The sequence below is a fragment of the Pseudomonas sp. S07E 245 genome, from assembly GCF_019599025.1.
In the GTDB taxonomy this organism is placed as follows: domain Bacteria; phylum Pseudomonadota; class Gammaproteobacteria; order Pseudomonadales; family Pseudomonadaceae; genus Aquipseudomonas; species Aquipseudomonas shirazensis.
Genome location: NZ_CP080625.1, coordinates 4956061 through 4978772 on the forward strand (window position 1 = coordinate 4956061; position 22712 = coordinate 4978772).

The 22712-nt window shown below is 64.9% G+C and carries 18 protein-coding genes; 12 read left to right on the forward strand and 6 right to left on the reverse strand.

From position 1 onward, the window contains the following. Positions 1-116 precede the first annotated feature (116 nt). Positions 117-5018, forward strand: coding sequence for an alpha-2-macroglobulin (locus K3F44_RS22730; RefSeq protein WP_220633013.1), 4902 nt, complete (start codon positions 117-119; stop codon positions 5016-5018). 162 nt (positions 5019-5180) lie between these two features. Here the strand turns inward: K3F44_RS22730 and K3F44_RS22735 are convergent, their stop codons facing one another. Further along, the gene (locus K3F44_RS22735; protein ID WP_101316104.1) at positions 5181-5474 is read right to left on the reverse strand and encodes a hypothetical protein; all 294 of its coding nucleotides are present in this window, start codon (positions 5472-5474) and stop codon (positions 5181-5183) included. 59 nt (positions 5475-5533) lie between these two features. Here K3F44_RS22735 and pbpC point away from each other — a divergent pair, with 59 nt between their 5' ends. Further along, entirely contained in the window at positions 5534-7894 is a 2361-nt protein-coding gene (gene pbpC, locus K3F44_RS22740; protein ID WP_220633014.1) for a peptidoglycan glycosyltransferase PbpC, read from the forward strand. 50 nt (positions 7895-7944) lie between these two features. On the opposite strand, the gene K3F44_RS22745 is transcribed toward pbpC, so the two are convergent. Beyond that, entirely contained in the window at positions 7945-8352 is a 408-nt protein-coding gene (locus K3F44_RS22745; RefSeq protein WP_101316108.1) for a response regulator, read from the reverse strand. A 52-nt stretch (positions 8353-8404) separates the two neighbouring features. Further along, positions 8405-8587 carry a Flp family type IVb pilin gene (locus K3F44_RS22750; protein ID WP_101316110.1) on the reverse strand — a complete coding sequence of 61 codons (183 nt, stop codon included), beginning with the start codon at positions 8585-8587 and terminating at the stop codon, positions 8405-8407. Positions 8588-8873: 286 nt separating this feature from the next. On the opposite strand from K3F44_RS22750, the gene cpaB reads away from it, so the two are divergent. Genes cpaB through K3F44_RS22790 form a run of 8 tightly spaced genes read left to right on the forward strand, consistent with a single transcriptional unit; the run spans position 8874 to position 16261 of the window. Next, positions 8874-9809 (forward strand): Flp pilus assembly protein CpaB, encoded by a 936-nt coding sequence (gene cpaB / locus K3F44_RS22755; RefSeq protein WP_220633015.1) that lies wholly within the window; start codon positions 8874-8876, stop codon positions 9807-9809. 18 nt (positions 9810-9827) lie between these two features. Next, positions 9828-11060 (forward strand): type II and III secretion system protein family protein, encoded by a 1233-nt coding sequence (locus K3F44_RS22760; RefSeq protein ID WP_101316114.1) that lies wholly within the window; start codon positions 9828-9830, stop codon positions 11058-11060. Beyond that, positions 11057-12247, forward strand: coding sequence for a pilus assembly protein (locus tag K3F44_RS22765; RefSeq protein WP_101316116.1), 1191 nt, complete (start codon positions 11057-11059; stop codon positions 12245-12247). The genes K3F44_RS22760 and K3F44_RS22765 overlap by 4 nt, the downstream gene beginning before the upstream one ends. Continuing rightward, complete coding sequence (locus K3F44_RS22770; protein ID WP_150571458.1) at positions 12244-13500, forward strand: CpaF family protein; 1257 nt, start codon at positions 12244-12246, stop codon at positions 13498-13500. Before K3F44_RS22765 ends, K3F44_RS22770 begins: the two co-directional genes overlap by 4 nt. Then, positions 13497-14378, forward strand: coding sequence for a type II secretion system F family protein (locus K3F44_RS22775; protein WP_101316120.1), 882 nt, complete (start codon positions 13497-13499; stop codon positions 14376-14378). The genes K3F44_RS22770 and K3F44_RS22775 overlap by 4 nt, the downstream gene beginning before the upstream one ends. After that, positions 14375-15268: a type II secretion system F family protein gene (locus tag K3F44_RS22780; protein WP_188035266.1), complete on the forward strand. Its 894-nt coding sequence runs from the start codon at positions 14375-14377 to the stop codon at positions 15266-15268. Before K3F44_RS22775 ends, K3F44_RS22780 begins: the two co-directional genes overlap by 4 nt. Before the next feature lie 11 nt (positions 15269-15279). Further along, entirely contained in the window at positions 15280-15951 is a 672-nt protein-coding gene (locus K3F44_RS22785; RefSeq protein WP_220633016.1) for a tetratricopeptide repeat protein, read from the forward strand. A 49-nt stretch (positions 15952-16000) separates the two neighbouring features. Next, the gene (locus tag K3F44_RS22790; protein WP_101316124.1) at positions 16001-16261 is read left to right on the forward strand and encodes a DUF3613 domain-containing protein; all 261 of its coding nucleotides are present in this window, start codon (positions 16001-16003) and stop codon (positions 16259-16261) included. Here the strand turns inward: K3F44_RS22790 and K3F44_RS22795 are convergent. Both K3F44_RS22795 and K3F44_RS22800 read right to left on the reverse strand, forming a co-directional pair. Further along, positions 16258-17055: a response regulator transcription factor gene (locus K3F44_RS22795; protein ID WP_101316126.1), complete on the reverse strand. Its 798-nt coding sequence runs from the start codon at positions 17053-17055 to the stop codon at positions 16258-16260. The two genes, K3F44_RS22790 and K3F44_RS22795, sit on opposite strands and share 4 nt — an antisense overlap. A gap of 97 nt (positions 17056-17152) precedes the next feature. Further along, on the reverse strand, positions 17153-17623 hold the full coding sequence (locus K3F44_RS22800) for a prepilin peptidase (protein WP_150571460.1): 471 nt from the start codon (positions 17621-17623) through the stop codon (positions 17153-17155). A 75-nt stretch (positions 17624-17698) separates the two neighbouring features. Between K3F44_RS22800 and K3F44_RS22805 the strand changes: the two genes are divergently transcribed. Next, positions 17699-18142, forward strand: coding sequence for a TadE/TadG family type IV pilus assembly protein (locus tag K3F44_RS22805; RefSeq protein WP_101316130.1), 444 nt, complete (start codon positions 17699-17701; stop codon positions 18140-18142). Continuing rightward, positions 18139-20775, forward strand: a complete 2637-nt coding sequence (locus K3F44_RS22810) for a PAS domain-containing sensor histidine kinase (protein ID WP_220633017.1) — start codon at positions 18139-18141, stop codon at positions 20773-20775. The genes K3F44_RS22805 and K3F44_RS22810 overlap by 4 nt, the downstream gene beginning before the upstream one ends. Here K3F44_RS22810 and K3F44_RS22815 read toward each other — a convergent pair. Continuing rightward, positions 20760-22709: a pilus assembly protein TadG-related protein gene (locus K3F44_RS22815; protein ID WP_259407010.1), complete on the reverse strand. Its 1950-nt coding sequence runs from the start codon at positions 22707-22709 to the stop codon at positions 20760-20762. The two genes, K3F44_RS22810 and K3F44_RS22815, sit on opposite strands and share 16 nt — an antisense overlap. Positions 22710-22712 lie beyond the last annotated feature (3 nt).

Below are 22712 nucleotides of genomic sequence, written 5' to 3' on the forward strand. Positions count from 1 at the left end.
CTGCCCGGCCGCCCGTGCGAACAAGCTCGCAGTTACCACGCGACAGCAGGTAAGCCGCTGGCCGTTGCGCTATAGTTGCAGGCCTCAAGAACACGCTGCCCAAGAGTCTTCTCTCCATGTTCAACAAAGGATTGTTGCTGGCCTGCGCGCTGGCATTGCTCAGTGCCTGTGATTCCTCGTCGAAGGACACCACTGCCGCTGTCGAAAAGCCTGCGGCAACTGCGCCGGCCGAAGCCAAGGCCGCCAAACGGGAAGACCCGGCAGTGCTCGCCAAGCGCTACGCAGGCCGCGAGCTGACCGTGCTCGATGTCTCGGAAACCCAGCTCGACGGCGCCAGCGCGCTGTCGATCAGTTTCTCGGCGCCGCTCGATGCCAAGCAGGACTTCGCCAGCAAGGTGCACCTGGTCGACACCGTCAAAGGCAAGGTGGACGGCGCCTGGGAGCTTTCCGACAACCAGATGGAATTGCGCCTGCGCCACCTTGAACCGCAGCGCAAGCTGGTGCTGACCCTGGACAAGGGCCTGCTCGCGGTGAATGGCAACAGCCTCGCGGCCGAGTCGGTCAGCCGCCTGGAAACCCGCGACATGCAGGCCACCATCGGCTTTGCCAGCCGAGGCTCGTTGCTGCCGACGCGCCTGGCCGAAGGCCTGCCGGTGATTGCCCTGAACGTCGACAAGGTCGATGTCGAGTTCTTCCGCATCAAGCCGGAGATGCTCTCGACCTTTTTGGCCAACTGGGGCCGCAACAGCAGCCTGTACTACTACCAGTCCAAAGAAACCCTGGACATGGCCGAGTTGGTCTACGGCGGGCGCTTCGACCTCAACCCTGCCCGCAACACCCGCGAGACTGTGTTGCTGCCGATTGCCGGGATCAAGCCACTGCAGGAGCCAGGCGTATACCTGGCGGTGATGCGTGCATCTGGCACCTATGACTATTCCCAGCCAGCAACCCTGTTCACCCTGAGTGATATCGGCGTCTCGGCGCACCGTTACCGTGACCGCCTGGATGTGTTCGCCCAGGCACTGGAAGGCGGCAAGGCGCTCAGTGGCGTCAACCTCGAACTGCACGACGACAAGGGCAAGCTGCTGGCTCAGGCCAAGACCGACAGTGACGGCCATGCCCAGCTGCCGATCACCGACAAGGCCGATACCCTGATCGCCACCCAGGGCGTGCACACCACTCTATTGCGGCTCAATACCGCCGCCCTCGACCTGGCCGAGTTCGACATCACCGGGCCGCAGGCCAACCCGCTGCAGTTCTTCGTGTTCGGCCCGCGTGACCTCTATCGCCCGGGCGAGACCGTGCTGCTCAATGGCCTGTTGCGTGATCAGGATGGCAAGCCGGTCAAGGCGCAGCCAGTCAGCGTCGAGGTGCGCCGGCCAGATGAGCAGGTCAGCCGCAAGTTCGTCTGGGAGGCCGATGCCAATGGCCTCTATCAATATCAGCTGCAACTGGCGAGCGAGGCACCGACCGGTCGCTGGCAGTTGCTGCTCGATCTCGGCGGTGGCCGTAAGCAGGTTTTCGAGATCCTCGTCGAAGACTTCCTGCCCGAGCGTCTGGCGCTTGAACTCAAGGGCAGCGCCACGCCGCTGAGCCCCGAGCAGACCGCGCAGATCAAAGTCAATGGCCGCTACCTGTATGGCGCCCCGGCAGCGGGCAACCGCCTCAGTGGCCAGGCCTACGTGCGGCCGCTGCGTGAAGCAGTGCCGGCGTTGCCCGGCTACCAGTTCGGGTCGATCACCGAAACCGAGCTGAGTCAGGATCTGGAGCTGGACGAAGTCACCCTCGACCAGGCCGGCAAGGCCACCATCGACATCGAAAGCCGCTGGAGCGAGGCCCGTTCGCCGCTGCAGTTGAGTGTGCAGGCCAGCCTGCAGGAGTCCGGCGGCCGACCGATTACCCGCCGCCTTGAGCAACCGATCTGGCCGGCCGAGCGCCTGCCTGGCCTGCGCGGTTTGTTCGACGGTGAAGAAACCGATGGTGATGGCCCGGTCGAATTCGAAGTGCTGGTAGCCGACCGCAACGGTGCCAAGCTGGCCGCCGACGACCTCAAGGTGCGGCTGATCCGTGAGCGCCGCGACTACTACTGGAACTACTCGCAGAGCGACGGCTGGAGCTACAACTACAACGAGAAGTACCTGACTCAGAGCGAAGAGACCGTCAGCGTCAAAGCCGGCTCCACCGCCAAGCTGAACTTCCAGGTCGAGTGGGGCCCGTACCGGGTCGAGGTTGAAGACCCGCAGACCGGGCTGGTGTCCAGTGCACGCTTCTGGGCCGGTTACCGCGCTCAGGACAATGCCGAAGGCGGCGCGGTGCGCCCGGATCAGGTCAAGCTAGCCCTGGACAAACCGTCCTATGCCGACGGCGCCACGGCCAAGGTCACGGTCACGCCGCCTGCAGCCGGCAGCGGCTATCTGATGATCGAATCCAGCGATGGGCCGTTGTGGTGGCAGGAAATCGACGTGCCCGCCGAAGGCAAGACCTTCGACGTGCAGTTGGACAAGAAGTGGGCGCGGCACGACCTGTACATCAGTGCGCTGGTGATTCGCCCGGGTGAGCGCAAGGCCAACGCCACGCCAAAACGCGCGGTCGGCGTGCTCCATCTGCCACTGGATCGGGCCGAGCGCAAGCTGGCCCTGACCCTGCAGACGCCCGAGAAGATGCGTCCCAAGCAGCCTTTGACGGTCAAGTTCAAGGCTACCGCTGCCGACGGCAGCGTGCCTAAACAGGTGCATGTGCTGCTCAGCGCAGTGGATGTCGGCATCCTCAATATCACCGACTTCAAGACCCCTGATCCTTTCGCCAGCCTGTTCGGGCGCAAGGCCTATGGTGCTGACCAACTGGATATCTATGGCCAGTTGATCGAAGCCGGGCAGGGCCGTCTGGCCAGCCTGGCCTTTGGTGGTGACGCCGCGCTGGCCAAGGGCGGCAAGCGGCCCAATACCACGGTGACCATCGTTGCCCAGCAGAGCCTGCCGGTGACCCTCAACGACAGGGGCGAGGGCGAAGCAACGGTTGATATCCCCGACTTCAACGGTGAACTGCGGATCATGGCCCAGGCCTGGAACGACGAGCAGTTCGGCATGGCCGAAGGCAAGACCGTGGTCGCCGCGCCGCTGATCGCCGAGCTGTCGGCACCGCGCTTCCTCGCCGGTGGTGACCGCACCAGCCTGGCGCTGGATCTGGCCAACCTGTCCGGGCGCGCTCAGCAGCTGACGGTCGAACTCAGCGGTGAAGGCCAGTTGAGCCTGGCGGCCGGCAGTCAGCAGAATGTTGCCCTGGCCGAGGGCCAGCGCAAGACGCTGATGATCCCGGTGCAGGCCTTGGGCGGTCTCGGCCAGGGCACCCTGCGCGTGCGTGTCAACGGCCTGCAACTGCCGGGTGAAGCCGCCAGCAGCTTTGAGCGTGAGTGGAAACTGGGCGTGCGCCCGGCTTATCCGGCGATGCTCAAACACTACCGCGTGGCACTCAAGGATCAGCCGTGGAGCCTGCCGGAGAGCGATCTGGCTGAGTTCGAGCCGGCCGGTCTTGAGGCCAGCCTGGCCCTGTCGAGCCGGCCGCCGCTGAACCTGGCCGAGCAGATCCGTGCGCTTGAGGCCTATCCCTATGGTTGCCTGGAACAGACCACCAGCGGCCTGTACCCGTCGCTCTATGCCGATGCCGAAAGTCTCAAACGCCTCGGCATCAAGGGCGAGCCTGCCGATGTGCGCAAGCGCAAGATCGAGATGGGCATCGAGCATCTGTTGGGCATGCAGCGCTACAACGGTGGCTTTGGCCTGTGGAGCTCCGACAGTGAAGAAGAATACTGGCTGACCGCCTATGTCACCGACTTCCTCCTGCGTGCTCGCGAGCAGGGCTATGGCGTGCCGGCTGAAGCGCTGAAAAAGGCCAACGAGCGGCTGCTGCGGTACTTGCAGGAGCGCAATATGATCGAGGTCAACTACAGCGACAACGCCGAGCACACCCGCTTTGCCGTGCAAGCCTACGCCGCCTTGGTACTGGCGCGCAGTCAGCAGGCGCCGCTGGGTGCCCTGCGCGCAGTGTTCGAGCGCCGTAGCGATGCCCGTTCCGGTCTGCCGCTGGTGCAGTTGGCGGTGGCACTGGACAAGATGGGCGACAAGCCACGTGCTCAGCAAGCGCTGCAAGCGGGCCTGGCGATCAGCCGCGGCAAGGGCTGGATGGCCGACTACGGCAGTGCAGTGCGTGACCAGGCGTTGATCCTCGCCTTGCTCCAGGAAAGCAACCTGGCCACCAATCAGGTCGATCAGCGCCTGTTTGCCTTGTCTGACGAACTGGCCGCCAACCGCTGGTTGTCGACCCAGGAGCGCAATGCGCTGTTCCTCGCGGGCCGCGGCCTGCTGGGTAAACCTGAAGGCAAGTGGCAGGCGCGGCTGGACAGCGCCGGCGAGGTGCGCGAGTTCAACAACGTCGAATCGGGGATGAAGCTCGAAGGGCCGTTACTGGCATCGCCGCTGACCTTGCAGAACCAGGGCAGCGACACCCTTTATCAGCAACTGACCCTGTCCGGTTACCCGCGCCAAGCGCCGCCGGCCAGCAGTAACGGTATGGAGATCCGCCGCGAGTATCTGGGCATGAACGGTCAGCCGGTGGATCTGCGCAATCTGCGTAGCGGTGAGCTGGTGCTGGTGCACCTGGCCTTGCGTGCTTCGACCCAAGTGCCGGACGCACTGGTGGTTGACCTGCTGCCGGCGGGCCTTGAGCTGGAGAACCAGAACTTGGCGCAGAGCGCAGCCAGCCTGGACAACGCCAGCAGTGCGGTGAAGGAATGGCGCGAGTCGATGCAGAACGCCAGCGTGGTGCATCAGGAGTACCGTGATGACCGCTATGTCGCTGCCCTGAAACTGGACAGCTACGGCACCACCCATCTGTTGTACCTGGCACGTGCCGTGACCCCGGGTACCTACCGGGTGCCGCCGCCGCAGGTGGAGTCGATGTACCGGCCCAATCTGCAGGCGGTAGGCGAGAGTCAGGGAGATATGACCGTCAAGGGCCGCTGAGGCGGGCTTTGTGCCTGGCTCGAGATCGCTGGGGCTGCTTTGCAGCCCTTTCGCGACACAAGGCCGATCCTACAAGGACCGCGCCGCCCGGGCGTCACGCGGTCTGTGTAGGAGCGGCCTTGTGTCGCGAAAGGAGAGCGCAGCCCTCCCGGCAATCTCCAGTCAATGAATGATCCAGCTCATGACCCACAAGCCGAGCACCAGCCAGATGATCCCGGCGATGATCGAGGCCCGCATGAACGCGCGGATTGCCGAGTACAACAGTAGCAAACCGACGATCAAGGCGAGGATGCTGACCAGCGAGGTATCCATGCCCAGCGTGCGCGCCAGCCCGTCGATGAAATTGCCGCCGGCATTGGCCAGCAGATTGAACAGCCCGCTCAAGCCATCGACAATGAAGCGGATCACCGCCCCCAGTGCCTGCCCCAGCCATTCAAAAAAACCTTCTACATGCATAGTCGCGTCCTGATGATCATTCCAAGGCTTTGGCCATTACCTGGCCAGGTCGGTTCCCCATGCCAAGCTTAATACGCCCGCGCCATCGTGCGCTGCGTGTATTGCAAACCAGTATTGCCGGTGCACTGCTGCTGGTCGGCCTGCTCTGGCTGGCCGATCGCATCTGGCCGTTGCCGATGCCGGCCGACGACCTTGCCCGGGTGGTCCTGGCCGAGGACGGTACGCCGCTGTGGCGCTTTGCCGATGCCGATGGCGTATGGCGTTATCCGGTCAGCCCCGATGAAGTGTCGCCGCTGTACCTGCAAGCGCTGCTGACCTACGAAGACCGCTGGTTCTATCGCCATCCCGGGGTCAACCCGCTGGCCCTCGCTCGGGCTGCCTGGCTCAACCTCAGCGGCGGCCGCGTGGTGTCCGGCGGCAGCACCCTGTCGATGCAGGTAGCGCGCCTGCTCGATCCGCATGAGCGGACCCTGGCTGGCAAGTCGCGACAACTGTGGCGCACGTTGCAGCTGGAATGGCACCTGTCGAAGCAGCAGATCCTGCAGATCTACCTGAACCGCGCTCCTTTCGGCGGCACCCTGCAAGGGGTGGCGGCGGCCAGCTGGGCTTATCTCGGCAAGTCACCGAAACAGCTCACCCCGGCCGAAGCCGCCTTGCTCGCGGTGCTGCCCCAGGCCCCCAGCCGGCTGCGCCCAGACCGTCATCCGCAGCGTGCGCAGCAGGCCCGCGACAAGGTCTTGCAGCGCCTCGGCGAGTATCAGGTGTGGTCGGCTCAGCAAGTCGCCGAAGCCCGAGAAGAGCCGTTGCTGCTCGCCCCGCGGCAGGAGCCGGCACTGGCGCCGCTGCTGGCCCGCAGGCTGAACACGGCGAACAGCCCGCCGCTGATCCGCACCACCCTGGATGCCTCGCTGCAGCGCCGGCTCGAAGACTTGCTGCTGGGCTGGCGCGCACGCCTGCCGGAGCGCACCTCGGCGGCGATTCTGGTGGTCGAGACACAAACCATGGCCACCCGTGCCTACATCGGCTCGATCGACATCGGCGATGCCCGCCGCTTTGGTCATGTCGATATGGTGCACGCCCTGCGCTCGCCCGGCTCGACCCTGAAACCGTTCCTGTATGGCATGGCCCTGGACGACGGCCTGATCCATTCCGAATCCCTTCTGCAGGATGTGCCGCGGCGCTATGGCGACTACAGGCCGGGCAACTTCTCGATGGGTTTCAGCGGCCCGGTGTCAGCCAGCTCGGCGCTGGCGTTGTCGCTCAACCTGCCCGCCGTGCAACTGCTCGAAGCCTACGGCCCCAAACGCTTTGCCGCGCAGATGCGCATGGCTGGTATGCCGTTGATACTGCCGCCACTGGCCGAGCCCAACCTGTCGCTTATCCTCGGTGGCGCCGGCAGCCGGCTGGAAGATCTGGTCGGCGGTTATGCAGCCTTGGCCCGGGCCGGGCAGAGTGCCCAGGTACGCTTGCAACCGCAGGATCCGCTGCTCGAACGGCGGCTGTTGTCGCCCGGTGCGGCGTGGATCATCCGGCGGATTCTCAGCGGCCAGGCACGGCCCGACCGCGATCCGCACGCCGAACTGGTGCAGCGCCCGCAACTGGCCTGGAAGACCGGCACCAGCTATGGCTTTCGAGATGCCTGGTCGGTCGGGGTCGGCCCGCGCTACCTGATCGGGGTGTGGATCGGCCGCCCGGATGGCACCCCGGTGCCTGGCCAATTCGGCCTGGCCTCGGCGGCGCCGCTGATGCTGCAAGTGCACGACCTGCTGAGCAACCGCGACAGCCAGCGCGGTATTCGCCCACCGGTGGAGCAGGTGCCGGCGTCGGTCGGGGTGGCCGCGATCTGCTGGCCGCTCGGCCAGCCCATGCCGCGCCAGGACGCCAACTGCCGGCGCCTGCGCTTCGCCTGGACCCTCGACGGCACCACGCCGCCGACCTTGCAGGCGGCAGACCAGCCGCTCGGCCTGGGCCTGCGCGACACGGTCTGGGTCAACCCGCAGGGGTTGCGCGTGGATGCCAGTTGCCCAGGTGCCACGGCGCAACAGATCGCGCTCTGGCCTGCGCCACTGGAACCTTGGCTGGCGCGGGTCGAACGGCGCGCGGCCCGGCTGCCGGCAATTGACCCGAACTGCCCGCCGCAGGTGCCCGCCAGCGCGCCGCCGCTGTCGATCGTCGGCGTGCGCAACGGCGACAACCTGCGCCGCCCAAGGACCAGCAGCGAGCCGTTGCAACTCTATGTCTCGGCACTGGGCGGTGGTGGCCAACGCTGGTGGTTCCGCAACGGCCAGCCGCTGGGCGAAACGTCCGGTCAGGACAGTCTGCTGGTGCGCTTTGAGCAGGTCGGGCGGGTCGAACTGAGCGTGCTCGATGAAAGCGGCGAGACGGCGCGGGTGGAATTTCAGGTGGATGCCGGTGGCTGAGGGCTGATCAGCGTGCTGTACGGGTCATCGGAGGTATATCGGTCGCGGCGCTAGCCGACCGACTGCATGCGTGGCTTGGGGAACAGGTTATCCAGGGTTTCCAGCAGGCGGGCGTGATAGATCGGCTTGCGGAACAGGTCCAGCACATGCAGGCGCAGCAGGTCGCTGACATCGTCCATATCGGCATGCCCGGACATCACGATCACCGGCAGGTGCTGGCGTGCCGTGTGATCGCGCAGGCGTTTGATCAAGGCGATGCCGTTCTCCTCGGGCATGCGCAGGTCGGTGATCACCAGAGCCATGTCCGGGTGCTGGGTGAGCAGCACCAGCGCGGCCTTGACCGAGTTGGCGGTATGGCAGGTGAACCCCTCGTTCTCGAGCAACTCGGCCAGCTCCAGCAGGGCCTCTTCCTCATCGTCGACCAGAAGAATCTGTTGACGCAAGGAAGAAGTCAGCATGGAACGCTCCTGGTCGCTTGAGAGTGCGCAGCAGAATTGAGGGTTGGGCCACTCAACGGGTAATTGCAGTCTGGATGGTCGTCATCAAGGCCGTTACCTGGGTCGATATCGGCGTGACGAACGCCGCCAGCGCTACGGCCACCATCGCCGCGATCACTGCGTACTCGATACCCGAGGCGCCGTCCTTGCTTTCGATAAAGGTTTTGCAGCGGGTATAGATCTTCAACAGCAACATGGCACATCTCCTTGCGCGGTGGGCGCCGGTGGCGGGGCGGCGTGCAGTGATACCCCTTTGCCATCAGAGCATCGTCAAACTGTGCAGACCTGCAAATGTAAGAAGGCGTTAACTACAAAGTATTAGGTTTGAACAGCTGCGCTAAACCCCTGTTTTTGTTAAGCGTCAATTTGCCGGCTGCAAATCTCCCCCCGTATTCATGGCGAAATAGCCGCTCTGCGCTACCGTGCAATAGCGAAATAGTTACTTTTGGCCATCATGGTTTTCCAGGGACAGGAGAGCGTTAATGAGCAGTCGCTTGACCATGATCCTCGCCGGTCTGTTCCTGCTGGCAGCACTGCTCGCCGGCTATTGGGGGCTGATGCTGAGCCGCCCGGCCGAGCCTGTCGCCGCACCGCCGGTGGTCGAGACCAGTGCGCCGCCAGTTGCGGCGCCGGCGCCCTTAGCCGTGCCGGAGCCTACGCGTTTCCCCATCGTGATCATGGCTCGGCAGGTCCCGGCCAACACCCCACTCACCGCTGAAGATGTGCTGATCGAGCGTTTGCAGGTAGTCCCTGCTGGCGCCTTCAGCCAGCTCGAAGACGTGCTCGGGCGCAGCAGCGCGCGCCCCTTGCCGCAGGGCTTGTGGCTGGATGAGCAAAGCTTTCAGAGTGGTGGGCCGCTGGCGCGGATGATCCGTCGACATGAGCGCGCCGTCGCGTTGGCGGTAGACGATGTGATCGGTGCGGCAGGGCAGTTGCGCCCGGGGGATTACGTCGATGTGCTGCTGTTTCTGCGCGAAGAAAACAACAACCCACAGGCGTCGGCGCAAGTCGTGCTGCCCGCGCTGCGGGTGCTCAGCGTCGGTGACCAGACCGGCCTGGCCAATGACGGCCGACCTGCGCAAAGCGCCGATGAGCAGCAGGCGCGGCGCGATGCGCTGGGCACGGGTGGCACGCGCACCGTGGCCCTGGCCGTGCCCGAGGCGCTGGCCAGTCGGCTGATGCTCGCCGCCCAGGCCGGCACCTTGCGCCTGGCAGTGCGCAGCGCCGATGAGCAGCTGCTGGCCGGCTACTGGGCCGAGCGCCAAGCCGAGTCGCAGTTGCAAAGCGCCAACCGCGAGCTGTTCAGGTTCAGTCAGTTGTCGCAGGTGCCGCCAGCCAAGGCCGCGCCCAGCGGCGCTGTGGCCGGCATGCAGATTATTCGCGGCGCCCACAACCAAGCGCCAGCAGACGCCCCCTGACCCAGCAAGGATGCAGCCATGGGTAGTTCCTCGCGGTTATTCACTCCGTTGTGCCTGGCGTTGACGCTGCTCGGCGCCGCGCCTTGTGCGCAAGCGGCTGACAAAGGCTGTGCCGCGGTGGCCGAGTTGCCCTCGGTGATCGAGATGGACCAAGGCCTGCAACAGGAGCTGCGTCTGCCGCTGGCCATCAGCCGGGTGGCCGTCGGCGAACCCAAGGTGGCCGACGTGCAGGCCAGCGGCCCGCGCGCGGTATTGCTGACGGCGCTGGCGCCTGGCAGCACCAGCCTGATGCTGTGGACTGCCTGCGCGGCGACGCCGCACCGGGCGATGTTGTTCGTCAAAGGCAGTGCCTCGGTGGACATGGCGCTGCCCTCGCAGGATGAGCAACTGCCGATCCAGGTACAGGCCGACATCCGCTTTGTCGAAGTGCATCGCAGCAAATACAAGGAAGCCGGCGCGCGGTTGTTCTTCAGTGGATCGAACAACAGCCTGATCGGCTCGCCAGGCAGTGTGCCAGGCGTCAATGTCTCGCCGGGCAACGTGCCGGTGGCGCGGCCGCTGATCCCGCTCAACGACAATGTCTTCAACATCGTCTGGGGTGGCGGCAGCAGCCGCTTTCTGGCAGCCATCAGCGCGCTGGAAAACAGCGGGTTCGCCTACACCCTGGCCCGTCCCAGCCTGACCGTGCTCAGCGGCCTGACCGCAAGTTTTCTCGCCGGTGGTGAAATCCCCATCCCGGTGCCGAGCGCCGGCAGCGACAACGTGTCGATCGAGTACAAGGAGTTCGGCGTGCGTCTGGCGCTGACGCCTACGGTGATCAGCCGCGATCGCATCACCCTCAAGGTGGCACCCGAGGTCAGCGAGCTGGACTACAACAATGCCGTGAATATCGCCGGTACCTTGGTGCCCGGGCTGAGTGTGCGGCGTACCGACACCAGCATTTCGCTGGCCGATGGCGAGAGCTTCATCATCAGCGGGCTGGTCAGCAGCAATACCCGCTCCTCTGTAGACAAGCTGCCAGGACTCGGCAACCTGCCTGTGCTAGGTGCGTTCTTTCGTCAGTCGGCACTGGTGCGTGAAGAGACCGAACTGCTGATGATCGTCACCCCCCATCTGGTCCAGCCCCTGGCCGCCAACGCCCGACTGCCGGAGCTGCCCGGCGAAAGTCTGCGCAGTTACGACCCCAGCTGGGGCCGCTTGTTTTTCATGGAAAACGGCAACTTCGACGGCCGTAGCGGGTTATCACGATGACTGACAGCCTCAACCAGACCTACCTGGCGATCACCCGCAATGAAGAAGACCTGCACTGGTTGCAGGGCGCCTTGGCACCGCTCGGCCAGGTCATCGGCGCCAGCGGCGGCAGCCTCGATGAACTGCTGGCACTGGTCGACGTGACCTTCAGCAACCTGGTGTTCATCGGCCTGGACCGTGAGCAGTTGGTCAACCAGTGCGCGCTGATCGAAGGCGTACTCGAGGCCAAGCCGATGCTGGCCATCGTTGCCCTTGGCGACGGCATGGACAACCAGCTGGTGTTGCACGCCATGCGCGCCGGAGCGCGTGACTTCGTTGCCTACGGCTCGCGCTCGAGTGAAGTTGCCGGGCTGGTGCGGCGCCTCGGCAAACGTCTGCCGGCGGTGTCCAGCAACCCCAGCCTGGGCGGCCTCACTGTGCTCTATGGTGCTCAGCGCGGCGCTGATGGGGCCTTGCTCACCACCCATCTGGCGCGGGTAGTCCAAGACAGCGGCCAGCAGACCCTGCTGCTCGACCTGGGCCTGCCGCGTGGCGACAGCCTGGCGCTGCTCGGGCTGGAAGCCTCGTTCTTTTTTGGCGACGCCTTGCGCCACCTGCGGCGCCTCGACACCTCATTGATCGACAGCGCCTTCAGCCGTGACAACAGCGGTCTGCGCATTCTGGCCTACGCCGACACCGACGAGCCCTTGCGTAATACCAGCGCAGCCGAGCTGTACATGCTGCTCAGCGCCCTGCGCCAGCACTTTCAGCATATCGTCGTCAACCTGACCGGGCAGGCCGACAGCGAAGCCCTGCGCACCATCATCAGCCACTGCGACAAGCTGATCGTGTATACCGACCAGAACATCCTCGACTGCCGGCGCAACCTGGATGTGCTCGATCAATGGCGCGACCGCGGCATCAAGCTGGAGCACGCCAGCCTGCTGGTCGACTGCTACCTGCGTAACCTGGCGCCGGATGCCGATGCCCTGGCCAAGCGCTATGGCTTACCGCTGCTCAAGGCACTGCCGTACAGCCCGGAGCTGCGCCTGAATGCCAAGAATCAGGGCTTGAGCCTGTTCGAGCTGGCCCCGCGCGAGGCCCTCACGCAAGCCTTGCACAGCCTTGGCGAGCGCCTGGCGCATCGCTCCGAGAGCCTTGAGCGACCGACCCTGACCTGGCTGCGCCGCCTGTGGTGGAGCAAATGAGCGGCGACGAACTGTTCGGCGGGCCACGCCATGCTGCAGCTGAACCGCAGGCGCTCAAGCGCGCCCTGCACCGGCATGTGATCGACAGCATCGAAGACAGCGGCCGTAGCCTGCTCGAAGGCGCCCGGCCGGCGCTGACCCAGTTCGTCTACGAGCAGGTCGGCGACTATGTCGCGCGCCTGCGCCTGGCCCTTTCGCGTTATGAAATGGAGCGCATGGCCGAGGAACTGGTCGATGAGCTGACCGGATATGGCCCGCTGGAGGTGCTGCTGCGCGACCCCAGCGTGACCGAAATTCTGGTCAACGGGCCGCACCGGGTATTTGTCGAACGCGCCGGTTTGCTGCAATTGACCGACCTGCGCTTCATCGATGCGCAGCATGTCGAGCGGGTCATGCAGCGTATTCTTGCGCCACTCGGGCGGCGCCTGGATGAATCATCGCCAATGGTTGATGCGCGCCTGCCGGATGGCAGCCGGGTCAACGCGATCATCCCGCCGGTGGCGCTGGATGGGCCGTGCCTGTCGATTCGCAAGTTTCGCAGCGACATGCTCAAGGGCGCCGACCTGCTCGCCACTCGGGCCATCGACCAGGCCATCTTCGACTTCCTCGAACGGGCGGTGGGCCGGCGCTGCAATATCCTCGTCAGCGGCGGTACCGGTACCGGCAAGACCACCCTGCTGAATATCCTCAGCCAGATGATCGCACCGCAGGAGCGTCTGGTGACCATCGAGGATGTGGCCGAACTGCAATTGCATCACCCCCATGTGGTGCGCCTGGAGACGCGCCCGCCGAATGTCGAAGGGCATGGCGAGATCAAGTCCAGCGAGCTGATCCGCAACGCCCTGCGCATGCGCCCGGACCGCATTCTGCTTGGCGAGATCAGGGGCGGCGAAGTGCTCGACGTGCTGACCGCGATGAACACCGGGCATGACGGCTCGATGAGCACGGTGCACGCCAACACCGCCCAGGACGCCTTGCTGCGGCTGGAGACGCTGGTCGGCCTGAGTGGTCGGCAGATTGCCGAGAAGACCCTGCGCCAGATGATCTGCGCCGCGCTCGACGTGGTCATCCAGCTGACCCGCCTGGCCGATGGCCGGCGCTGTGTCAGCGAGGTGCTGGAAGTGGTCGGGGTGCGCGACGACGTCTACGTCACCAACACCCTGTTCCGCCTCGACCGGCGCGGCGGCGATGTGTTCTTGCGCGATGCGCCGAACCCCGCCGGGGCCAAGCTGCGCAACGACGGTGTGCTGTGAGCGGGGCGCTGCTGCTGGCCCTGTCGCCCCTGCTGCTGGGGGTGGCACTGCTGCTGTTGCGCCAGGGCCTGTACAAGCGCGGCGAAGAGCGCACCTTGCTGCGCCTGGGCCGCGCCTTTCGCGCCGTGCACAGCAGCAAGGCCCGCCGTGACTGGTTTGATCCACTGCTGCAACGCGCAGGTTTCGACACCGCGCAGTTCAACCCCAAGCCGTGGCTGCTGGGCTGGCTGGCCGGGGTGATCGTCGCGCAACTGGCAGCGGGCTGGACGGCGGCACTGATGCTTGCGCTGAGTGTGCCTGTGCTGGGTCGGCTGTACCTGAGCTGGCGTTATCGGCGCCGGGTGCGTTTGATCATCGAGCAACTGCCCGGCCTGCTCGACTACAGCGTGCGCAGCCTCAAGGCCGGCCGCACGCTCAATGACGCTGTGCTCGGCGGTATCGATGGTACGCGCGAGCCGTTGCAGTCGGCCATGCAGCGGGTGCGCCGCAATGTGCGCCTGGGGGTGAGCCTGGACGTTGCCGTGAGCGAGCTGGCCGAGCTGTATGACCAGGCCGAGCTGCGCCTGTTTGCCATGGGCCTGCGCATCAATCAGCAGTACGGCGGCAATGCCAGCGAGCTGATGGAAAACCTGATCAAGTTGATCCGCGAGCGTGAGCAGGGCGCACGCCAGCTCAAGGCAATGACCGGCGAAACCCGCGTGACGGCATGCATTCTCGGCGCGCTGCCGCTGACCATGGTCGGCTATTTCTTGCTCGGTAATCCCAGTTACCTGCTGGGCATGTGGCGCGACAGTCAGGGCCAGATGCTGTTGTTGCTGGCATTTGCCCTGCAGTTGCTCGGCTGCCTGGTGTTGTGGCGCATGATGAGGAGCCTGTGAGCGCGGCCTGGCTGCTGTGCGCGCTGTGCCTGTTGGCCGGCTGCGGGCTGCTGGCTGCGCAGTTGCTGCGCCGGCTGCGCACGCGCTTGCTGATTGCCCGGCGCTTGCAGGGCCAGTTGGCGCGGCAAGAACGTTTTGGTGACTGGCTGCAATGGCTGGGTAGCAGTGGCCTGGGCCGGCGCCTGCAAAAGCTCGATGGCGAAACCCAGACCTTGCTCGATCGCCTGGGCTGGCGCCGCAGCCGCCAGCGCGCACTGTTTGCGGCGGTGCAACTGGGTCTGCCGCTGCTGGCGGTGGTGCTGGCGCTGCTGCTGCAGCATGGCGTGGACGGGGTTTGGGCTGGTCATTGGCTGGTGCTGCCGCTGTGCGCGTTGGGCCTGGGTTATCTGCTGCCCAAGCGATTTCTGGCGGTGGCCGCCGCGCGTCGTCAGCAGCGGATCGCCCACGAAATCAGCTTGCTGATCCCGTTGCTACGCATCCTCTTCGAGACCGGGCTGACCGTCGAGCAGGCGCTACGGGTGTTGAGCCAGGAAGGCCGCACGCTGGTGCCGCAGATCAGCGAAGAGTTGCGCCTGATTCTGCAGCGGGTCGACTCCGGCCTGACCCTGGCTGGCGAGCTGGAGAAAACCGCTAACCTGCTGGCCGTCGACGAGTTCAGCGACACCTGCGTGATTCTCCGCCAGCTGCTGGTACAGGGCAGCGGTGCGTTGAAGTCACTACTGGCACTGAAAACCCTGCTCGATGACCGGCGCCTGACACGCCTGCAAGAGCGTGTATCGAAGATGTCGGCAAAGATGTCGGCAGTGATGATGGTGTTTCTGTTCCCGGCCTTGCTGATCGTGCTGGCGGGGCCGGGTTTGACTGCGTTGGCACGGGCATTGGGCTCGTGAGGGGAGGGCTGATGAAGCGATTGATGGTACTGCTGGGCGTGTTCGCCCTGAGTGGTTGCGCCGGACAGGCGCCTGGCGGCCTGGCACAGATGCTCGGCAGCGGCGGTTGCGCCAAGCCGGACGCTGACCAGCAACTGGCGCTGAACCTTGCCGATGAAATGCTCAATGAAGGCCGCCCGCACGCGAGCCTGGCGCACCTGCAGGAGCTGCCTGACAGCCTTGCCCAGGTGCGCCTGCGCAAGGCCAAGGTGTCGCGCCTGCTTGGTCGCAGCGAAGCCGAGCCGTTGTACCGCAGCCTGCTCGGCGGCTGCCTGGCGGCCGAGGGCGAGCATGGTCTGGGCCAGTTGGCCTCGGCCCGCGGTGATGATGTGCAGGCGCTGCAGAACCTGCAGCGTGCCGTGCGCCTGGCACCGACCGATGAAAAGGTGCGCAATGACCTGGGCGTGGTGCTGATGAATCTGGGCCGGCATGAACAGGCCCGCTTCGAGTTTCTCACGGCGCTGGAGCTCAAGGACGACAACCAGTTGCCGGCAGTCAACCTAGTGACCTTGTCGCTCCTGCAGGACAACTGGCAGCAGGCGGCTGATCTGGTCGCTCGATTGCGCCTCAAGCCGCAGCAGTTCGCCGAGGCCCAGGCGCGGGCCAAGCAATTGCAGGCCATTGCGCGGGCGCCAGTCAGCTGATCGCCAACGCCAGCGGCGCTGGCAACCGGCCTATATGGAGACAGTCGTCATGCTCAAATCGTTGATCCTGCTTGCCTGCATCGCCTTCCCAATTGACGCGTTGGCGGCTGAAACAACCTATCCGCCGCCGGCCGAGACTGCCACCGAAGCACTGCTGCGGGTGCAGTCGAGCAATCAGCAGGCGTCGAGCAGGCCCCAGCAGCAGACTGCTCGCGAACGCGACCAGTCCATGCAGCGCTGGCTGGACAGCTACAAGTATCAGATCCCGGACTTCTTCCGCTGGGAGAAGGTCAGCTCCGAGAAAAACTAGTGGGTCGTGAAGCGCTGGTGCAGTGGTGACATACGCGGCGTCAGGGCCAGCGCCAGCTGGGTGCGGTTGTGCATGTGGGTCAGGCGCAGCACCTGCGAGACGTACAGCTTTACCGTGTTCTCGGTGATGCCCAGCTCGCAGGCAATCTGGTAGTTGGTCTTGCCCTTGCTCACCAGCTTGGCCACTTCCATCTGCCGTGGCGACAGCTTATCGAACACTGCCGGCAGCTCGCCCTCGCTTTCCGGCGCATCGCCAGCGCGGCGGTGCACACCCTGGCCACGGGCCTTTTCCAGGTCCTGATAGAGGTCATCGATCGAGTCGGCCAGATACTGCAGACGCTCATTCAACGTGCCCAGCTCGCGGAAGTTGCGCCGCCGCTCCAGCAGGGTCTGCTCCAGCCGGCGTACCCCCGTCAGCAACTCGTTCAGGTCCATTGGTTTCTGGTAGTAGTCAGCAAAGCCTTCGCGCAGGGCGCGGATGACGTCCTGCTTGTCGGCGCGGCCGGTCAGCATGATCGCCTCGAACATGCGCTGGCGCCCGGCCTGCTCCTTGAGTGCGCGCATCAGTTCGATACCATCTCGTTCTGGCATGTGCAGGTCACTAAGGATCAGGCCGATGCCATCGTCGGCCTGGAAACGCTCCAGCGCCTCAGCCGTCGAGTGAGCGGCAAAACAGACATAGCCTTGCTCCTCGAGAAACTCACATAACTCTTCGACGATTATCGGCTGGTCGTCGACTACAAGTATTTTTACCTCGCTTACCGATTTGCTCACGATCAACTCCCTGTTCAACATGTGCCGCTCCAATGCCAGACCTGCTCGTCCTATAGAAAGTAGGCTGACCTCGTGATTATGTACAAAGGCTGTACAACTTATGCGACAGCAGGTCGCGCTATTGGATCCATACAGATGCCAGGAGGAAGCCGACCAGCACGTAAGGGGCAAATGGCTGCTTGTCGCCAACCTGTTCGGCGAGGATCTGCAAGCGTTTTTTCACTTTGGGATTGAGCAGGCTCCACAACCGCCGACGCGTCAGCAGCCAGAGCAACACAGCCACGCCGGCGCCGATGAAGGTGCCGAGTACGTAGTAATGACTGGTGGCCAGAGCCAGGGCGCCCATCAGCTTGACGTCGCCCGCGCCGAAGCGCCCGAGCATATAGCCGGGCAAGGTCAACAGCATGACGATGGCCAGGGCCCAGCCGGCTTCACTGGCATCGGCGCCGATCCAGCTCTTGCCGGTGGCGAACAGCCAGGCCAGGGCGCAGGCAGCCACGCCCAGGGTGAGCGTGTTGGAAATCTGCCGTTCACGGACATCCTGTTCAGTACACAAGGCCAGCCACATCAAGACAACTATGCTGTGCATTGGCAAATCGCCATCCCTATTCGTTGAACACTTCTATGCTCAGAGGCAGGTTTCATAGTCAGGGTAGACGCGAACATGCAAGCAGGCCCGGCGGGACGGCAAAAAGGCGCAGCAGCCATCGAATTTGTCGCTGTATTCATGGTGTTTTTTGCAGTGTTCTACGGGCTGGTCAGCTATGCGCTACCGATGCTCATGCTGCAATCGTTCAATCAGGCCAGCAGCGAGGCGGTACGCCGCTGTGTGGCCCTCGACCCCACCAGTGCCTCGTATGCCACTGATGTGCAAAACGTTGCCCGGCAGGCCATCGACCAGCAACTGGCGTGGATGCCGGCGGCGCTGGGCTTTCGCTCGGCCACCGATGCCCAGGTCAGCCTGGCGGCGAACAAGCTGCTGACGGTGACCATCGACTATCCCCGTGAGCGCCTCACCGCGTTGGTGCCGGTGCTGCGCTTGCCCTTGATCGGCGAGGTGCCACGCCTGCCGACGCGGCTCAAGGCCGAAGCGAGCCTGCAATTATGAGCGGCCTGTTCGATCGTTGGCGCACGGCGGCCGAGCCGGCCGCAGACTATCACCCACCGCTGCCGATCGGCCTGCAGGTCTGGCTGGACGATCAAGCGCGGGTATTGCGCCTGGGCGGCCCGCTGCGCAGCGTGCTCGCTTTGCCCGCGCCGGGCGCTGGGCGACTGCACGATTACCTGCAGCGGCGCAGTTGGCTGGTGATCGAAGGGGCGCCGGCCGATTGGCAAGGGCAGCCACTGGACCTGGATTTTCATGGCGTGCTTGGCCAGCCATTGCACACCCGCGGCTGGCTGCTGCGCCAGAGCGAGGGCTGGATGCTGCAGCTGTTCGATATCGGTGACCTGCTGCACGAACACGCCAGCACGCAGCAACAACAGGTCGAGCAGCAGCTTGCAGCCGATATCAGCCGTGCCCTGCGCGACTGCAGTGAAGCGCATCTGCAGCAAACCGTCAGCGAACAACTGCAGCGCCTGGCCGAGCACTGGCAAGCGGCCTCGCTGCAGTTGTTACTCTGCGACGATCAACGGTGGCGCAGCTACGCCCGCAGTGACGCAACCTGGCCCTGGCCTGACCCCAGCCGTTTGCAGCCGTGGTTGGCGCAGTTGCCCGCGCAGGGCTTGCACGATGGCCCTGCGTCTGCCGAGTTGCAGGCGCTGTGTGCCGACCCCGGCCTATGCCTGCTGCCTTATCGGCAAGGGCCGCAGGTGCAAGCCTGGCTGCTGTGCGCCGGTGTCGCCACGCCGCTGCAGGGCGAGCCAGCACAGGCCCTGATGCAGGCGCTGCTGCAACCGCTGCTGGGCCACCTGCACCACGCCCGCAGCGTGCATCAGGCGCGGCATCTGCAGCAGCTGCAGCAGCAGTTGGGCGCGGGTTGGTGGGAGTGGTCGCTGAATGGCCCGCTGCAGCTCGACCCATGCCTTGCCGCCAGCCTTGAGCTGCCTGCGCAAGTGAGCCTGGAGCAATGGTTGGCGCGGCTGCATCCGGCCGACCGCGAACCGCTGCAGTTGGCGCTTGAGCAAGCCTGGGCGGGCCGCGAGCTGAGTGTGAGCCTGCGCCTGCCGGGCACTGACGCACCGCGTTGGTTGCATTGGGCAGGTCAACTGCAGGGCCGCCAGTTGCGCGGCTTCATCCTCGACGTCAGTGCGCTCAAGGCCCAGGAGCTGCAAACCAGCGCCGCGCGGGCCCGGCTGGAAAACCTGATCGCCAGCTCGCCGGCAGTGATCTATGTGCAGCGCTGCAGCGACGGCGCGCTGCACAGCGAATTCTTCAGCGCCAGCTTGCAGCCCATGCTTGGCTGGGCGGCCGACAGCGAGCAGGCGCGCCAGCCTGGCCTGGCCGTGCACCCGGATGATCATGCGCTGTGGCTGCAACGCACCCGCGACCTGCTGCGCGAGGGCCAGGCCCGCTGCCGCGTGCGCCTGCGCGACAGCCGCGGCGGTTATCACTGGATTCTTGATGAAGCGCGCTTGCTGCGTGATGACCTCGGCCAGCCGCTGGAAGTGGTCGGCCTGTGGCTGGATGTCAGCGAGGCCACCGAAGCGGCTGAGCGCGTGCGCCAGAGCGAAGAGCGCTATCGGGTGCTGGTAGAAGACTCGCCCGCGATGATCTGCCGCTACCGGCCTGACCTGAGCCTGATGTTCGGCAACCGGCCACTGGCCGATTACCTGCAATGCACGCCGGAGCAACTGGTAGGGATGGATCTGGGGCAGTGGTTGTCGCCGGCGCAGCGCGCAGCGTTTGTCGAGCGGCTGCGGCAGCTGACCCCGGAGCAGCCGCTGAGCAGCAGCGAAATCTGTCTGCAGCTGCCCGGCCGCGAGCACGCCTGGTGGATCTGGGCCGACCGCGGCCTGTTCGACGAGCACGGCCAACTGCTGGAAATCCAGGCTGTCGGGCGCGACAACACCGAAGTGCGGCGCAGCCAGCAGCAACTGCTGCAAGGGGCCAAGATGGCGACCTTGGGTGAACTGGCGACCGGCCTGCTGCACGAGATCAATCAGCCGCTGAATGTCATCCGGATGGCCACCGTCAACACCATCAAGCGAGTGGAAAGCGGCCTGGCCGAAACCGACTACCTGTTGGAGAAGCTGCGCCGGATCGAAGCGCAGACCGATCGCGTGGCGCGGCTGGTTGACCATATGCGCGTGTTCGGCCGGCGCTCGGAGGTAGAGCGCGAGTGGTTCCCGGCCTGGACCGCAGTGACTGCTGCGGTGGCGTTGCTCGATGAAGGCCTGCGCGGCAAAGGCGTTAGCGTGGAGACCAGCGTGCCAGATGAACAGCCGCAAGTGCTTGGCCATCAGGATCAGCTCGAACAGGTGGTGATCAACCTGCTGGTCAACGCCCGCGATGCATTGCTTGGGCTGGGGCGGCGCGACGCGGCGATCAGCCTGCACCAGAGCCTTGAGCCGGGCAGCGTGGTGCTGTGGGTGCAGGATAACGGCGGCGGCATCGATCCCCAGCTACATGAGCGCATCTTCGAACCGTTCTTCACCACCAAGCCTGCCGGCGTCGGTACCGGCCTTGGCCTGTCGGTCAGTCATGGCATCGTCAGCGCCATGGGCGGCAGTCTGCAGGTGAGCAATCAGGGCGACGGTGCCTGTTTCTGTATTCGCCTGCCATGTCACAGCATCAGCTGAGCGCGGCCCCCGGCGCAGGTCAGGTTGGCGCCCACGGCCGCGTTGTTGAGGTCGATCCCGAGTACCTTCAGCAGGGCGTTGACCAATGGATCGAGGAGGGGGCTGAGCAGGCTTTTGATCACTGGCTCCAGCAGTAGCTTGACGCCGTCGAGCAGGCCGGCGGTCAGCACCAGAATGTCGCCCAGGGCGCTGTTGCTGGTGGGCTTGTAGGCCTCCAGATGAATCCCCATGAGGGTGTCGCTGAGGCTGGCGACCACCAGGGTGTCCGCCAACGGCAGATACGCCGGCGCCAGGCCGATGTTCGGCGGTTCGCTGCTGGCTTTGAACAACAACGGCAGGTCCAGCGGGCCGCTGCCGAGGACCTTGCTGTTGACCCGCACACCGATGCCGCCACCGGCATACGGCACCCGGGTGCCGCACGAGGGCGGCAGGATCAGCAGGCGGCTGCAATAGTTGGTACCGATGTCGATCAGCGGCAGCGCCTTGACTGCTGTGGTGCCTTGGGTGAAGAAAGTCTCAGGGGTATCGAATTTGCCAACCGCGATTTTTACCGCTGATTTGCGCGACGCTGTTTTCAGGCTCTTGGGTGAGCAACTGAACGCATCCGCCGCAGTGGGCGTGAGCATCGCGCTGGCCTCGGCCACTTCCAGGCCGATGTCGATGTGCAGCTTGTCTTCGAGCAGTTTGATGTCGCTGACCTTGCACGGTATCCCGAGCGCGCAGCCTACCGATTGCAGCGTGCCGGACAGATTGAGGCTGAGCAGATTGTTGAGGATATTGGTCAACGGCGCGGCCAGGTCGAGCACTGCATTGAGCAGCCCGGCGATGCCACCCAGCAGCGGCAGGTCAAGGGAGATCAGGGCCCGGATCTGCGCAGTGTGAACAGCCAGTTGATCCTTGCTCGGGTCGCCGATTGCCGAGATCTGCTGCGGCTCGATCACCTTGATGCGCACGCGGCCGTTGAGCAGCCCTAGCACGCTGAGCGGCAGATCGGCGGTTACCGCGCTGTCCCTGGCGGCCAGCTGGATCACCCCCTGCACCATTTGCAGCAGCTGGATGTTCGCATCCAGGCCGGCTTGGGCGGTGCCGTTCTGAATGTTCAGCAGTTCGCCCAGATTGAGCAGGGTACCGTTGGCGCTGCCGGCCGCCAGATTGCCCAGATTGGTCACTACATCCACTGCAGCGCCGCCTTGCTGCAAGACCTTGGCGGCGGCGTTGAGTAACTGACTCAGGGTGGCGTCGGCGTTGAGCAGTTGCTGGTAGTCGCCGGCCTTGACCTTGAGGTCGATGGCCAACTGATCGAGGTATTTGAGCAGGTTGATGTCTGTGTCGGCGATACCCTGCCAGCCGGCGAGGCTGAGTTGTGCAGTACTGCCAAGCGCACTCAACAGGCCGTTGAGCAAGCTCGACTGACGCGAATCCAGGTTAACCAGGGTAGTGCGAATGCGCAGCATGGCCTGGGCGGGGAGGGGCTTGGCCGCCACGGCGCTGGCGCGCAAGGTCGAGGTGGCTGGCAGCTGCCCGTTGCGCACCAGCGCGAACACGCCGCCGGCAATGCTGGTAGTGACCGTATGGCTGACATCAACCTTGATCACTTCGGCACGGGCATTGTTGCTGGTAAAGGCGCGCACGCTGTTGGCGCCGGTCTGCAGGTAGCCACAAAGCGCCTGCAGCGGATCCTCCGGCAAGTGGCCGTTGCGGGTCGCCGCAGCGCGGGCAATGGCGCTGGCTTGTGGGCCGCTGCCCGTGCACACGGCGGATTGGCCGGCGGCTTCCAGCGCCGCCATGTCGGCAATCCGCTGCAACTTGCGTTGCTCAAGATAGAGTCTGCCGCTGTCGACTACCAACAACAGAAACAGCAACGCCAGGCCGAGCGTCATCGCCGCCATCAGGCCGATTGCGCCGCGTTGGCGCAGGGCAGAACGCGTACCCACAGG